At 35.2% G+C, this 15115-nt stretch carries 14 protein-coding genes and 1 tRNA gene; 1 reads left to right on the top strand and 14 read right to left on the bottom strand.

What is annotated here, in order from left to right; all coding sequences use genetic code 11:
* Nucleotide 1: 1 nt before the first annotated feature.
* From cysS to ABWU31_RS00215, 5 genes are all read right to left on the bottom strand, one after another.
* Nucleotides 2-1375, bottom strand: a complete 1374-nt coding sequence (cysS, locus tag ABWU31_RS00235; protein WP_353271230.1) for a cysteine--tRNA ligase — start codon at nucleotides 1373-1375, stop codon at nucleotides 2-4.
* Nucleotides 1368-2024, bottom strand: a complete 657-nt coding sequence (locus tag ABWU31_RS00230; protein ID WP_353271229.1) for an exopolysaccharide biosynthesis protein — start codon at nucleotides 2022-2024, stop codon at nucleotides 1368-1370. The genes cysS and ABWU31_RS00230 overlap by 8 nt, the downstream gene beginning before the upstream one ends.
* 90 nt (nucleotides 2025-2114) lie before the next feature.
* Nucleotides 2115-2771, bottom strand: coding sequence for an exopolysaccharide biosynthesis protein (locus tag ABWU31_RS00225; RefSeq protein ID WP_264705549.1), 657 nt, complete (start codon nucleotides 2769-2771; stop codon nucleotides 2115-2117).
* A 166-nt stretch (nucleotides 2772-2937) separates the two neighbouring features.
* Nucleotides 2938-3105, bottom strand: a complete 168-nt coding sequence (locus ABWU31_RS00220; RefSeq protein WP_006013840.1) for a twin-arginine translocase TatA/TatE family subunit — start codon at nucleotides 3103-3105, stop codon at nucleotides 2938-2940.
* A 128-nt stretch (nucleotides 3106-3233) separates the two neighbouring features.
* Nucleotides 3234-4007, bottom strand: a complete 774-nt coding sequence (locus tag ABWU31_RS00215; protein WP_006280146.1) for an ABC transporter ATP-binding protein — start codon at nucleotides 4005-4007, stop codon at nucleotides 3234-3236.
* Between the two features lie 147 nt (nucleotides 4008-4154).
* On the opposite strand from ABWU31_RS00215, the gene ABWU31_RS00210 reads away from it, so the two are divergent.
* A tRNA-Arg gene (locus tag ABWU31_RS00210) sits at nucleotides 4155-4231 on the top strand.
* 101 nt (nucleotides 4232-4332) lie between these two features.
* Here ABWU31_RS00210 and uvrC read toward each other — a convergent pair.
* From uvrC to ABWU31_RS00165, 9 genes are all read right to left on the bottom strand, one after another.
* On the bottom strand, nucleotides 4333-6150 hold the full coding sequence (gene uvrC / locus ABWU31_RS00205; protein ID WP_338482707.1) for an excinuclease ABC subunit UvrC: 1818 nt from the start codon (nucleotides 6148-6150) through the stop codon (nucleotides 4333-4335).
* Entirely contained in the window at nucleotides 6134-8251 is a 2118-nt protein-coding gene (gene glyS, locus ABWU31_RS00200; RefSeq protein WP_353271228.1) for a glycine--tRNA ligase subunit beta, read from the bottom strand. The genes uvrC and glyS overlap by 17 nt, the downstream gene beginning before the upstream one ends.
* A 3-nt stretch (nucleotides 8252-8254) precedes the next feature.
* Nucleotides 8255-9094 (bottom strand): glycine--tRNA ligase subunit alpha, encoded by an 840-nt coding sequence (locus ABWU31_RS00195; protein ID WP_077188493.1) that lies wholly within the window; start codon nucleotides 9092-9094, stop codon nucleotides 8255-8257.
* Nucleotides 9095-9138: 44 nt separating this feature from the next.
* Nucleotides 9139-9897: a phosphatidylglycerophosphatase gene (locus ABWU31_RS00190; RefSeq protein WP_353271227.1), complete on the bottom strand. Its 759-nt coding sequence runs from the start codon at nucleotides 9895-9897 to the stop codon at nucleotides 9139-9141.
* Between the two features lie 146 nt (nucleotides 9898-10043).
* The gene (gene hemB / locus ABWU31_RS00185; protein ID WP_151807767.1) at nucleotides 10044-11039 is read right to left on the bottom strand and encodes a porphobilinogen synthase; all 996 of its coding nucleotides are present in this window, start codon (nucleotides 11037-11039) and stop codon (nucleotides 10044-10046) included.
* Nucleotides 11032-12057: an NADH-quinone oxidoreductase subunit NuoH gene (nuoH, locus tag ABWU31_RS00180; protein WP_236515135.1), complete on the bottom strand. Its 1026-nt coding sequence runs from the start codon at nucleotides 12055-12057 to the stop codon at nucleotides 11032-11034. Before nuoH ends, hemB begins: the two co-directional genes overlap by 8 nt.
* Nucleotides 12041-14089 carry an NADH-quinone oxidoreductase subunit NuoG gene (gene nuoG, locus ABWU31_RS00175; RefSeq protein WP_236515136.1) on the bottom strand — a complete coding sequence of 683 codons (2049 nt, stop codon included), beginning with the start codon at nucleotides 14087-14089 and terminating at the stop codon, nucleotides 12041-12043. The genes nuoH and nuoG overlap by 17 nt, the downstream gene beginning before the upstream one ends.
* Nucleotides 14090-14094: 5 nt before the next feature.
* Entirely contained in the window at nucleotides 14095-14307 is a 213-nt protein-coding gene (locus ABWU31_RS00170) for a hypothetical protein (protein ID WP_006279675.1), read from the bottom strand.
* A gap of 66 nt (nucleotides 14308-14373) precedes the next feature.
* Complete coding sequence (locus tag ABWU31_RS00165; protein ID WP_236515137.1) at nucleotides 14374-14565, bottom strand: hypothetical protein; 192 nt, start codon at nucleotides 14563-14565, stop codon at nucleotides 14374-14376.
* Between the last annotated feature and the right edge of the window lie 550 nt (nucleotides 14566-15115).

The following is a 15115-nucleotide window of genomic DNA, read 5'->3' as shown; positions in this document are numbered from 1 at the left end:
TTTACCAGGTTGTTGTACCATCTTCATTGTCAGAAATTGTAATCCCCATTTGTTTCAACTGATTTCTTATTTTGTCTGCAGTATCGTAATTTTTATTTTTTTTTGCAATTTTTCTTAAGTCTATCAACCTTTCTATTTCTTGATGATTTACATCCACAGCAAACCACTTTTCATAACTTGACTCAAGAAGACCAATAAATCTGGCACTCTTAACAAAACTCTCAGTTAATTTAAGCTTTTCACTTTCATTACTCATTTTGTTGATTTTTGCAGCCATTTCATGTAATATAGCTAGAGCTTCAGGGATGTTTAAGTCGTTTTTTAAAGCGTCTATAAAATCTTTAGAAATCTCTGCGTTACTTTCATCAATATTCGTTATATCTAAACCACGTAATAACCGATAAAATTTGTTTAAGGTTTCCTGTGCATCAGAAATAACGTTTTCTGTCCAATCAAGTGGTTTTCTGTAGTGAGTTTTGAGCAGTGCATAGCGTATTACTTCACCCTTTATTCCACTATCTAGCAAATCCCTTACTTTGACTATATTAAATAAGGACTTGCTCATTTTTTCTTCATTTACTGTAAGAAAGCCGTTATGTATCCAGTATTTTGCAAACATTGATCCAGCAAATGCGGACTTACTCTGTGCAATTTCATTTTCATGGTGAGGAAATTGTAAATCTATGCCGCCACCATGAATATCAAAATCTTTGCCAAGGTAAGCATATGACATTGCTGAGCATTCTATATGCCATCCAGGCCTGCCCTCTCCCCATGGGCTATTCCAATAACTTGAAAGTTTGTAGTCAATATCATTTGCAGGCTTCCACAGCACAAAATCTCCAGGGTGCTTTTTATTTTCATTAACTTCAACTCTGCTACCTGGAACCAATTCATCAGTTTTTTTTCCTGATAAAGCACCATATTCATGGTAAGATTCTATATTAAAATACACGTGTTTGTCAGATTCGTAAGCGTGGCCTGATTGCAGTAAATGTTCAATTAATTTTATAATATAATCTACGTTTTCCGTTGCTTTTGGCTCGTGTGTTGGCTCTTTACAATTTATGCTTTCCATATCATCATGAAAAGCTTTAATGTAATATGTGGTTATACTTTCTATGTTGCTATTTTTCTCGCTTGCTGCATCAATTATCTTATCATCAATGTCGGTTATGTTACGCACATAGGTAACTTTGCCATAACAAAACTTGAGTAGCTGAAATAACACATCATACACAACAACAGATCGTGCATTGCCTATATGTGCTGTGTCATATACTGTTGGTCCGCAAACATACATTTTCACATGATCTTTATCGGTTGGTGTAAAAAGTTCCTTTTTTTTTGTTAAGGTGTTGTAAAGCCTAACCATATACAAAGCTTTTGAGAAAAGAAAATGCCCCAATTATAAGTTGTGGCCCTTTGACTACTACAACAAGAGTAAGCAATAACCCACACAATGATATTAGAACTCCCAATATGGATAGAAACCCATCTTTACTCATGATACCAAGCGAAATAAGAGTCGTACCAATTGCAGGAATGAAGTTAGTAAGAGGTAGTGGAAGAGCTATTGATAACGCACAAAGCAGCATTATAAAAGCTAAAATTTTTTCACCGGGCCCATAGAAAATAAAAGACATTCTTGGTCTCATGAACTTTTCTATTTTTTTTAATGCTGGAGAAGTTTTCTCTACCACAAGGGCTAGTGTTGAACGCTGAAAAGATCTTCTTTCTAGCCAACTGGGCATCCAAGGAGAATCAAATCCAAATAGAAGCTGCAGTGAGAATAAGATTAAAGGTATAGAAAGAATAGTTGTATAACCAGGTGGAACCGGTATAGGCACCGATAGCGGCAAGGAGAAGATGATTATTAAAATACCAAAACCACGCTCATGCAAAGCTGTTTTAATGTCAAACAAAGTTACTTTATCGCTATCATTGTTATTGGTATCTGCAACTTCTTTTAGAATATCAGAAGCTAATTTATCACTTTTAGTCAACTTATCATTTTTTGACACGAAAAACCTTTGATAAAAATAATTCTTAACACAATTATTGTTTTATTTCAATATGCATTATTCATTTTGCGCTAGTAATTCGTTCTTTTGTTAAAGTGTTGTAAAGCTTTTAAGAAGAGAAAGTGCTCCGGTTATAAGTTGTGGTCCTTTGACTATTACAACAAGAGTAAGCAACAACGCGCACAATGATACTAAAACTCCCAATATGGATAGAAACCCGTCTTTACTCATAATGCTAAGTGAAATAAGAGTTGTGCCAATTGCAGGAAGGAAGTGAGTAAAAGGTAATGGAAGAGCTATTATTATTGCACAAAGCAACATCATAAAAGCCAGAATCTTCTCACCAGGCCCATAGAAAATGAAAGACAGTCTTGGCTTCATGAATTTTTCTATTTTTTCTAATACAGGGGAAGTTTTCTCTACCACAAGAGCTAGTGTTGAACGCTGAAAAGATCTTCTTTCTAGCCAACTGGGCATCCAAGGAGAATCAAATCCAAATAGAAGCTGCAGTGAGAATAAGATTAAAGGTATAGAAAGAATAGTTGTATAACCAGGTGGAACCGGTATAGGCACCGATAGCGGCAAGGAGAAGATGATTATTAAAATACCAAAACCACGCTCATGCAAAGCTGTTTTAATGTCAAACAAAGTTACTTTATCGCTATCATTGTTATTGGTATCTGCAACTTCTTTTAGAATATCAGAAGCTAATTTTTTATCTTTAGTTAGTTTCTCACTTTTTTGCACAATTATCCTTTAATAAAATATTCCTCTTAAGCTAACATAGTTGTTGCTGTATTTCAATATTTGTTATTTATTTCATACCAACACTTCATCTCTTTCATTCTTTAACCTGACTAAGTTTTTAAACAGATGACATGCACTAAGGTGCATGTCACGAAGTATGAGGACGCTAACGATCTGGTTCATTAGACGATAATTTTTCTGAGTCCTTAAGCTCCTGTTTAAGGTTTTTGATGCCTTTTCCTAAATCACCCATAACTTGCGGTAATCTGCCTGCACCAAACAGAACTAAAATTATTATTAAGACTAGAAACAATTGCCATGGTCCTAAACTCATTTTCACCTCCATTTAAAATATTGACCTTTAAATATTAAAACTTGACTGAAGTCAAGTAACACATAGATTATATCACCTTTATTTAATTATAAATCAAGGTTTTTTAATTATTTTATAACAATCCCAAACTAGATTATTTTCTTGCAGCGAATAAGTGGAAACTTTTCGCTTAACTGTAGAGTAGAAGAGAGCTCACTAAAAAACTTTGCTAGCGTATCATCTTTAGGCTTATGGTATATATCGCTAGAAACTCCTGATTGAATAATTTTACCATTTTTCATCACGTAGATAAAATCTGCAACTTTCAATGCTTCTTGCGGGTCATGAGTTACCATTAGCACAGGGATATTTTTACTTCTAAAAAGGGACAATATATGTTGTCTTATTCGGCACTTGAGCAGTATATCTAAATTAGAAAATGGTTCATCTAACAACACAACATCAGGGTTTTGTGCCATCACTCTTGCTATTGCAACTAATTGTTGCTGTCCTCCAGATAAGGCGTTAGGGTACATATTTTCATATTTTTCTATATTGAGTAACTTCAAGATTTCCAATGCAATTAGGTGCTTTTCTCTCTTGGAAGAGCTGCGGATAGCAAAGGTTATATTTTCTACTACTGTTTTATGAGGAAATAATGCAGAATGCTGAAAAATCAATCCGATATTTCTATGCTCTATAGCGACTGATGCCTTATTACTTGCAACTAACCTATCATTTATAAAAATAGTTCCAGATTTTGGATTTTCTATCCCCGCAATTAATTTCAAAATTGTTGACTTGCCACAGCCAGAATGCCCCAATAAACATGCAACATTTCCTTTCTTTACTTTAATGTTTATATTGCTTAAAGCAAAGTCGTTTTGATTGTTATAGAAATAACCAATATTGTTAACTAGCATTAATCTTACTTAAACCATGTTATTAAATATAATAGCATTATACTCAAGAAGTACAGAAATGTTTTTTGTCGTCATAAATTGGTTATGCAAGAAATCTAGAAAAGAAAGGATTTTTTGCTATAACTTTACATGAATGGTAGGAAACACGGGACTATAGCTCAGCAGGATAGAGCGTTGGACTCCTAATCCGAAGGTCGTGCGTTCGAATCGCACTAGTCCCACCACATTGCTTCACAAATTTTATGGAGATTTTTTTTCACAAATACGCACACCTTTTTTTGCGGTTTTAAGATATAAATTCCCTAATAATAAAACGGGTTTTGTGTCATTCCAGTACTCCTCTCTTATAATTCACGTATTTAAGAATGACTTCTGCTAAACCTTTACTAATTCCAGGTACGTTTTGAATTTCAGCCAGAGAAGCTTTGCTTATATTTTTCACTGAACCAAAATAAGACATCAACGCTTTTTTTCTTTTGTTGCCAATGCCGGGTATTTTGCTTAATTGTGAAACTATAAACTGTTTATCGCGTTTTTTTCTATGTGAAGTTATCGCAAAACGGTGGGCTTCATTACGCAGCGATTGTAAGTAAAGCATGACTTTGCTGTCATTTGCCAGACTGAATTCTTCCCTGCCCAGCATATAAAATCTTTCATTTCCTGCGTTACGATCAGGACCTTTTGCCATACAAGCAAAAGGAACGTTTATATTCAATACTTCCAGTACATTCTGTACTATGGAAACATGTCCTGGTCCACCATCAATCAGTAAAAAATCAGGTATTATGCCTTTTATATTGCCGGAGAAACGTCTGGTTAGCACTTCCCTCATCATTTTATAGTCATCGCCTGAAAATTTTTCCTTTATAGTAAATTTTCTGTACTCACTTTTTAAAAAACCCTCCTGCCCTGCAACAACCATTACACCAATTTGTTGGTTTCCAAATATATGGCTATTGTCATAAACCTCAATACGCTTTGGAATATTTGGTAACAAGAAGATTTTGCTAAGCTCCTCAAGCTTTTCTAGGTTATTCCTATAATCGATAAGCTTCTGCTCTAAGCTATGCTGAGAGTTATCATAAACAAATTTCAATAAATCACGCTCTTTTTTATTCTTTGCATGCAGAACTTTTACTGGCTTTTGAGCAACCTTATATAGTGCTTGTTCTATAATTTCCTTATCCACAATAGAATCTGGAACGTAAATTTGTATTGGAGGTATGTTAGCTGAATTATAAAAATTGACCAAAAAGGTGGATAAAATTTCATCATTTGAGTGATCACCACAGTTCTCGGGAAAGTAAGGAGTGCTGCCGTAGTTGTCTTTATTTCTGAACGATAACACACTAATACATGCTAGATCCTCTTCACGTACAATACTGAAGAAATCTGCATCTTTTTCAAAAGAAAAATCCGTGTGCTGTATTTGAATTTGCTCAAGAAACTTTACCCGATCTCTATATATAGCAGCAAGCTCATAGTTTTCTTCACTGCTGCACTTTCTCATTGTGAAAAGTAACTGTTCTTTCACTTCCTTATTTCTTCCAAGCAATGTATTTCGTGCCTGTTTTACTGATTGGCAGTAGTCGTCTTTTGTGATTTTGTTTATGCATGGTGCTGAGCAGCGCTTAATTTGATATTCAATACATGGTCTTTTTGTTGAGGAAAAGTATTGATCTGAACATACTCTTAGGAGAAAAGCTTTTTGCAATGACAATATAGTTTGCTTAACAGCAGCGGCAGATGTAAAGGGACCATAATAATGAAACTCATTTTTCTTAAATTTGCCTCTATATTTTGCTATTCTTGGATAATCGTGCTTGGAAATTGTTATATAAGGATAAAATTTTCCATCCTTGAGCACAATATTATAAAGTGGTTTCAATGATTTTATTAGCTGTGCTTCAAGAAGCAGTGCTTCGATTTCATTCTCAGTGATGAATATTTCAACCTTAATAACCTGTAAGAGCATAACTCTAATTCGTTCAGAAAGGTTTTCGAATTGAAGGTAGTCGGATAATCTCGACTTTAAGTTTTTTGCTTTTCCAACATATAAAACTTTATTCTTATCTCCGACCATCTTATACACGCCACAGGACTGTGGAGATGATTTGATTTGTTCTTTATATTGCCTGAGCATTTATCCATTGCTTAACCTGTATGAGGTTAAAATCTGCTACTAAATGAAAGATGGAAACTACATTTTCAAGCAAAGATAATCTGTTTCTTCTCAGCTTATCAGAATCACAGTTAATCTTTATACTGTCCATAAACTGATTGATAAACGGAGCAAAACCAGCAAGTTCATCAAGTGCTACATTAAAGTGGTTATTTTTTATCGCTTGTTTTATGTTTTTACAAGCAGTTATAGCACAATTTGATAGCGCAATTTCTTCACTTTCAATCAAAAACCTCTTACCGTAAGATGCACTATAAGTAGTGCCATCACTTTTCCTTGCTTTGCTCATCATGTTACTGACTCTTTTGTAAGTGCTTAGAATTTGTTCACCTTCTGGAGTACTAAGATAACGATCCAATATAACAGTTTGCTTTTCTGCTGTCAGCAGATCATTAATATCGATTTTATATAGTATTGAATCTACAACATCTTGCCTTATATCTCTATTTTTTAAAATAACCTTGAATCTTTCTAAGCAAAATCTAAATACTAGTTCTGAAATTTGTTTTCTATTCGGCTTATCAACTGACGCTGTATTTTTATTAAATAGAAGCCTTGAATATAAAGATACTGACTTGTCTATCATTAGCCTAATTAGAACATGCAAATTATTTTCAAGTATTGTCCTAATTATACCAATTGTCATTCTCCGCAAACCAAATTGATCATACGAACCAGAGATTTTCTCACCTGCTGCAATTAAACCAACTAAGCTATCCACTTTGTCTGCAATTGACACAGCAATTGCAGAAGGAGATTTAGGACACTCCTGCTCTGGCCCGATTGGCTTATAATGCTCAGTTATAGCTTCCACTATTTCTCTATCTTCTTGAAAATAAGAAGCATAATATCCACCCATTACTCCTTGTAATTCTGGAAACTCTCTTACTATCGATGTTGCCAAATCAGCTTTTGCCAAATATGCAGCACGTTCAACTTTTATCAGCGAAGCATGTGGAATAAATATAGCTATATACTTTGACAAAGCCGTAATACGCTTCACCTTTTCCCCCACGCTGCCAAGTGAAGCATGAAATAATATTGAACCTAATCTTTTGACATAATAATCTAGATTTTCCTTTTTATCTTGAGATATTAAAAATTGGGCATCAGCAAGACGTGCTTCTAATATTCTTTCGTGTCCTTTAACAACTTCACCATTGTTGACGTTGACAACAGTGACAAAGTGTGAAATTCTCTTTCCATTACTTAAAGCAAGGTATTTTTGTTGTGTATTAACTATACTAAGTATTACTTCCTTCGGTAATCCAAATGACTTTTCTTGATTCACTTCACCAAACAGTACGATTGGCCACTCTATAAGCCCTGTCAATTCATTTAGTAAATAATCATTTTTCTCAAGTTGTAAATTCTGCTCTTTTGTGAATTTATTAATCTGATCTAGTATAAATTGCTTTCTTTTGTCCATTTGGAGAATTACACTGTTTTTTTCTAGCAATTCAAAATAGTCTTTAGGTGTTTTAACAGCAAGCGCCGTACCACTTGAGAGAAATCGATGGCCATATGTTGTGTTAGATGCTGTAATCCCTGCAAAAGATACAGGTATTATTTCATCATTTAAAATGCATAAAATGTTTTTAATTGGCCTAACCCACCTTTCTTTTCCTTTGCCCCATCTCATACTTTTTGGCCAAGAGAAATTTTTTAATATTTCTCCTAGTTGATTTTTAAGAAACTCTTGAATGTTAAATGAGCAGCTTTCTCTTTTAATGAAGTAAAAATCTTCATTATTTACTTTTCGAACGAGCAAATCTTCTTCATTTTTCTGATATTTTCTTAAAAAACCTTCGATAGCACTTTTTGGTGCGTTAATGTTTGGTCCCTTAACTTCGTTATTGGAATCCTTTAGCTCCAAAGCATTTATGTTGTCGACAAATAGGGTAATGCGACGTGCCGTTATAAAAACCTCCATTGATGTAAATTTTACATTATTTTTGTTAAAAACATTGGCAATACAGCTCTTAACTTGAACTGTAGCTGAATTCTGCATTCTCGGTGGTATTTCTTCTGAAAGGCACTCAAATAACAACTGCAACGACATACGCTATTTACTCATGTACAATTCACAACATTTTTTTGTTAGCTCTCTAACTTTACCAATATAAGCTGTACGTTCATTCACACCAAGCACACCTCTTGCATCAAGCAGATTAAGTAGGTGACTAGTTTTAATACATTGGTCATAAGCTGCCATTGGTAGCTCCTTTTCAATAAGGAACTTACACAATTTTTCCGTATCTTCGAATTGCTGCTGTACCACTTTAGTATCATAATAATCTAACGCTAGATAAGAAAATTCATATTCTCTTTGTTTAAAAATATCTCCGTAAGTTACACCGTTATCGTTCCAAATTATATCGTAAACATTATCTACACCTTGTATGCACATTGCTAAACGTTCCAACCCATATGCCACCTCACCAGGAATCATCTTGCAGTCAATCCCTCCAACTTGCTGTATATAAGTAAGCTGTGTTACTTCCATTCCATTGCATGTAACTTCCCATCCAAGTCCTGATGCACCAACACTTGGGTTTTCCCAATCATCTTCAACAAACTTAATATCATATTTTTCTGTAGATATGCCAAGAGCTTTTAAGCTATCTAAATAGACGTCTTGTAAATTATTACCAGATGGCTTTATTATAACTTGATATTGGTGATGTTGATACAAGCGATTAGGATTATCACTATAGCGCCCATCTGATGGCCTAATTACTGGTTGTAGATATGCAATTTTTGTCGGTTTTGTATCAATTGCAGACATAATTGTTGCAGGATGTAATGTACCAGCACCAACTTCAGATGTGTATGGGTGAAGTATAACGCACCCTTCACCAGCCCAAAAATCTTGTAACTCTTTTATTATACTTTGTAAGTTCACACAAATTGTACACTTTTTATACTAAATATATAAATAAATAAGTACTATTCAATATTTATTTTTTTTGCAGCACTATGTAAATAATCACCTAAAACTGCTGAACTTTCCCTCACATACTGAATTATGCTTTTATTTAGGACAATTGCATCACGCATAGTTAAATCGCAGAATATAAATGCTGTTAAATACAGTAAAATCACCGCATAAAATGTGTGAAAAATCCCCTCAAATGTAATTGACATTGCATTATTATAGCTGAGCTGTATTGAACTTATTGGCCATGGTTTTATCACTTCTACGACATTAAAAAATACGTAAGGTATCATAAGAAAAAAGAAAAAGTGCATAAAATCATTAAACCAAAATGGGCATTGAAACATCTGCTTACATATATTCCCATAGAGTTTACTTACAGCATAATAAATTGACATTATTGCTGGCATTGAAAGTGCTACAGTCAGTACTTGCCCTGACGCTATTTGTATTACTATTTCTTCACCACTGTTTGCTGAAGGGTCTTGAGCATGAAAAATAAATATTCCAATTAATTGCATTACTAACATAACTATTGCCAATTTTGTAAAAACAGCAGCTACAACTATTCCTGAGTCTGGCATTTTATATAGTAAGTATTCGCCTCCATATGTAAGAATTAATATAACATCGACAATAAATAATATTAAAAAAGAAGACCAATAGTTCTGCCAACTTGGTAAATATCCTATTCCTAAAAGAGAGCTTACTGTTTTGGCAGGAAAAACCTTACCTAGCATCTTTCCCAAAAATTTAACAAAAATCCCCATGTTCTAAGTAACACTTGGTTTATATTATTTATAATACTGTATTGTAACGGACTTATCAACAACTTAAAACATGTATTGGAAAACTTTAAGTAATATGCAGCAACAGTAGAAGAACGTGCGCCAAAAATTTAATAATTTTATAGGGCTTATGCACTTAAATTTTTTGCAATATCAAGTGCAGCGTAAGTGAATATTGCACTTGCACCCGCACGTTTGAAACCAATCAAAGATTCATAAATCACCTTGTCATAATCTAGCCAGCCATTATTTGCAGCAGCTTTTATCATTGCGTACTCACCGCTTACTTGGTAAGCAAAAATCGGAAAATTAAACTTATCACTTGCTGTTTTGATAATATCCAAATATGGCATACCCGGTTTAACCATAATAAAATCTGCACCTTCATTTATATCCATTTCAATTTCGCACATTGCTTCGCGCGCATTTTTATAATCCATTTGATAACCACTTTTGTCTATAGAATGTGATAGCCCACATGAACCAACGACTTGCCTGAATGGAGCATAGAAGCTAGAGCAGTATTTCACTGCATAAGATAATATTAATACGTCTTGAAAGTTGTTATCATCTAATGATTTTCTGATTCTTCCTATTCTACCATCCATCATATCAGAAGGAGCAACTATATCACATCCTGCTTTCGCTAAAGCAAACGCTTGCTTACACAGCACTGATATAGTTTCATCGTTTTCTACATCCATCTGATTATCTTTTAAAATGCCGTCATGGCCGTGAATAGTGTATGGATCCAATGCAACGTCTGCAATAATACCAATTTCAGGTACCTTTAATTTTACAGCACAAATTGCTCTGCAGATTAAGTTGTCAGAATTATATGCTTCCTCAGCGTTTTCAGATTTTAGTTTACTATCAACTACAGGAAAAATTGCAACAGCATTAATCCCTAAATCTTTAGCTTCCTTAACTATAGACACTAATCCATCTATTGAATAACACTTTACGCCTGGTAAGCCAGAAATTGGTTCAGTTGTTTCTTCTCTGTCATGAACAAACAGAGGAAGAACCAGATCATTTACTGATAAACTATTTTCACTTGTTAAATTGCGAACCCATTTGCTCGAGCGCCTGCGTCTTAATCTTGTATTTGGGAAATTAAACATTGGATCCAGGCAAATTCCCAGTAAAGAGCAACACCCCTGAAATGAGTATCACCCAAAACACTGATATTGGTAAAAATACTTTCCAACCAAGGCGCATTAGCTGATCATATCGATAACGAGGTATTGTTGCTCTAATCCAAATAAATACGAATAAAAGTATAACTATCTTCAAAACGAACCAAATCAAACCTGGAATTTTATAAAGCAAACCAAGCTCTAACGGAGGATACCATCCCCCCAGAAAGAATATTGTCATCATAGCACTTGCTAAAATCATATTTGCATATTCTCCAAGAAAAAAGAGGGCAAAAGGCATGGATGAATATTCAACGTTATATCCAGAGACAAGCTCTGCTTCAGCTTCTGGTAAATCAAATGGGTGACGATTAGTTTCTGCAAGCAAAGAAATAAAAAATATTATTCCTATAGGCATTAGTAGTAAATCAACCCAAAATGGCATATTATGTTTTGCCACTACCATTTCTCCAAGATTCAATGTTCCAGTGGTAATAACGACTGTAGCAACTATTAAGCCTATTGAAACTTCATATGAAATCATCTGAGCAGCCGACCGTATAGCGCCAAGAAATGCATAATTAGAATTGCTTGACCAGCCTGCAATAATTACGCCGTATACTCCCAGCGACGATATAGCTAGCACATAAAGCACTCCAACATTAATATTTGCTATAACCTTAGGAATCACTACTTGCTGGCCATTTTTTACAATTACTTCAGCACCAAACGGTATAACTGCCCAGGCAATTAATGCCAAGATAAAGGTAAGCATTGGAGCCATAATGAACAGTATGGTGCTCGCTCTAAATGGTATTATCGGCTCCTTAATCAGGAGCTTAATAGCATCTGCAAATGGCTGCAATAGCCCAAAAGGTCCAACTACACTTGGGCCGTGCCTCAGTTGAATTGCAGCAAGGACCTTACGCTCAAAGTATGTCAAATATGCAACTGAAAGTAGTAGCGGTACTAAAATAAATAAAATATTAACTAGCGTGTTCATAAAAAGCTTTAGTACAATCTGCCATTATTTTTGAAGCGCGACTTATTGAATCCGTCATATAAAAATTACACTCCTTTAAAGTAAAAGGTGTATTACTTAAGCTTATTTCACCGCTGCTGATTGGTACCCATGTGTTTTTTACCACTTGATCAGCATTTCTAAACTGTGGACCGATAGTATCTAATTTTTTTCTCACGTCAAATAAACTATCATATGGTAAGCAAAGATCCAAATATTGCGAGAGATTTTTAATAATTAACCAATCCTCCTTTGCTTCACCTGGAGGAAATACAGCTAAATTTGTTCTTTGCACTCGACCTTCAGTGTTTACATAAGTTGCATATTTTTCTGTATATGCAGCACCAGGCAAGATAACATCTGCCACATGTGCACCCTTATCACCGTGATGACCTTGATAAATTACAAATGTATTTTCTAATTTTGATGTATCAATTTCATCTGCACCAAGAAGATAAACCACTTCTATTTCACCACTTTCTGCATGTTCCAATATTTGATTAATATCCCTTTCGCCTTTTTTAGGAACAAACCCAGTATCTAGCCCACCAACTCTTGCTGCAGCTTTATGCAGCATATTAAAGCCATTCCAGTCATCTCTGACCATGTTAAATTTTTCTGCAATTTTGCCAGCTAGAACTAGAACTGATTCAGAATCGTCTCTTACTAATGCATCTTGACCGATAATCAGCATAGGGCTCTGAGCAGCACTCAGCAGCTCACAGAACTTATGATTTCCATTTGCTATTTCACTCAAAATATCAGGATTATCGCCCAATTTCTCAACATGATACAAATATTCAATGTTAGGACCAACACTTGCAACAGGAAAGTTGCCCTGTAAATATCTCTTTCTCAATCTTACGTTAATAATCGGTGCTTCTATCCTTGGATTTGTATTTATAAGCAGACATAAATCTGCATTTTCTATACCTTCAATAGTGGTATTGAACACATACGATCCACGATTACTTGGTATAAGCTTTGCACCATCTTGCCTACAGTCTATATTCCCCGAGCCGAGCTTCTGCATCACTTCTTTGAGTAGAAGCATAGACTCACAATCTGCTAAATCACCTGCAATTGCAGCTATTTTATTTGATTTTGTATTCTTTAATTTCTTTGCAGCAACAGTTAATGCTTCATTCCAATCAACTGGGGCTAATTTACCATCTTTTTTTATATAAGGTCGATCAAGACGCTGAACTTTTAGTCCATCATAGGCAAAGCGGGTTTTATCTGATATCCATTCTTCATTTACCTCTTCGCTCAGCCTTGGTAATATCCTCATAACCTCCGGGCCACGATAATCAACTCTAATTGCGCTGCCCACAGCATCTAGCACATCTATAGTCTCACAATGTGATAGCTCCCATGGACGCGCTGTAAAGGAGTAAGGCTTTGAAGTTAAAGCCCCTACCGGGCAGAGATCTATGATATTTCCAGATAATTCAGAACTAATATGCCTTTTTATGTAAGTGCTAATCTCTACATTTTCTCCCCTTCCGATTCCTCCAAGTTCATTTGTACCTGCAACATCAGACAAAAATCTAACACACCGAGTGCAATGAATGCATCGATTCATCGCAGTCTCAATCAGTGGTCCGAAGTGTTTTTTTGGCACAGCCCTCTTATGCTCATCAAGTCTGCTGGTTCCTTTCCCATAAGCCATCGTGATATCTTGCAAATCGCATTCACCACCTTGATCGCAAATTGGGCAATCAAGCGGGTGGTTAATTAGCAAAAACTCAAGCACACCTTCACGTGCTTTTTTAACCTTAGGGGTATCAGTGTGAATAACCATCCCTTCTGCAACTGGCATTGCACAAGAGGCTACTGGTTTTGGAGGTCCACCCTCCACTTCAACCAAACACATTCTGCAATTACCAGCAATTGCTAAACGCTCATGATAACAAAAACGTGGAATTTCAACGCCCACGACTTCACAAGCTTGAATTATAGTGAGCCCATGCTCTACTTCACATTCCTTAGAATTAATAGTAACTTTAACCACAACTATTATACAGCTTCCCACTTTATAGGATTGCCGCTTACCTCATCTTCAACCAGATTGCCGTTGTCATATTGAGCAGACATATAATTCATGCGCGAATCACGATCTATATATCTAACAGGTTTTACCGGTTTATCTTTATACATTTTTTGCTCAGCTTTCTTACGCTGAGTAGGGTTATTTTTACTAGCTGTCTTTGCTTTCCCACCTGCTGCCATATAAACTCCTAAAAACTTTTCATTCTATTTTAACACTTAAGTATATAGCGTCAATATTTAATAACTTTAAAATTTCAATAGATCTCTTATTATAATCATTTTACAATCATTGTTTAAATAAAAAGTTACCCCTTGATGCCATTCCAGCGCATGACGCACAGCTGTACGAACATTGCAATTTGCAGGCAATTTGCGTGGCAGATTCAAGTAGCTGACACTGGTTTCCATCCAAAACAGCAGTAGCTCTTTTGGTGTCATTTCAGTGCTTGACACTGAAATCCAGGATTTTGATTGGATACTGAGTTGGTAAGCATAAAAGTATAGCTAACGCGAGCTCTACGTCATACCGCGATTTATTCGCGGTATCTCAAAGCATAGATCCCGCTAACAAGCAGCGGGATGACGATTGTCGTTTAGCTATAAACATTAAGAAATTTACCAAACGGAAAAAAAGGCAAAAGAAGCCCTGGGGTTATTATCCGCTTTAAAATATTGGCGTTTTTTATGTTTTAAACGCTTGACAAGCGAAATTCAGCTGCTTTTAATTGCAACTAACTTACGCTGCAAATGTTTAAGAAATTTACTAAGCAGAAAAAAAGACAAAGAATCCCCGAGTTAGCTAGTCTTTTACTATCTCTGTCGAGTATTGGCATTTTTTGATGTCTTGTAACGCTTTATAAGCGCGTTCAGCTTATTTAGATAAAAATCTAGATGTAGATGAAGTTTTGTAAAGACATACAGTATCTATATACTGCAAAAAATTGAACATAAGACGCCGATACATTAAGTAATCCTTACCTTTTAATCT

It is taken from the genome of Wolbachia endosymbiont (group A) of Alloplasta piceator (assembly GCF_964028505.1).
GTDB classification, from domain to species: Bacteria; Pseudomonadota; Alphaproteobacteria; order Rickettsiales; family Anaplasmataceae; genus Wolbachia; species Wolbachia pipientis.
This window is presented reverse-complemented; position numbering and strand designations above follow the sequence as displayed.

Coding starts and splice junctions, on each gene's coding strand:
- uvrC (WP_338482707.1), bottom strand. CDS start 6,150: ATGCTCAGGCAATATAAAGAACAAATCAAATCATCTCCACAGTCCTGT.
- nuoH (WP_236515135.1), bottom strand. CDS start 12,057: ATGAACACGCTAGTTAATATTTTATTTATTTTAGTACCGCTACTACTT.
- ABWU31_RS00215 (WP_006280146.1), bottom strand. CDS start 4,007: ATGCTAGTTAACAATATTGGTTATTTCTATAACAATCAAAACGACTTT.
- ABWU31_RS00165 (WP_236515137.1), bottom strand. CDS start 14,565: ATGACACCAAAAGAGCTACTGCTGTTTTGGATGGAAACCAGTGTCAGC.
- ABWU31_RS00220 (WP_006013840.1), bottom strand. CDS start 3,105: ATGAGTTTAGGACCATGGCAATTGTTTCTAGTCTTAATAATAATTTTA.
- hemB (WP_151807767.1), bottom strand. CDS start 11,039: ATGTTTAATTTCCCAAATACAAGATTAAGACGCAGGCGCTCGAGCAAA.
- ABWU31_RS00170 (WP_006279675.1), bottom strand. CDS start 14,307: ATGGCAGCAGGTGGGAAAGCAAAGACAGCTAGTAAAAATAACCCTACT.
- ABWU31_RS00190 (WP_353271227.1), bottom strand. CDS start 9,897: ATGGGGATTTTTGTTAAATTTTTGGGAAAGATGCTAGGTAAGGTTTTT.
- glyS (WP_353271228.1), bottom strand. CDS start 8,251: ATGTCGTTGCAGTTGTTATTTGAGTGCCTTTCAGAAGAAATACCACCG.
- cysS (WP_353271230.1), bottom strand. CDS start 1,375: ATGGTTAGGCTTTACAACACCTTAACAAAAAAAAAGGAACTTTTTACA.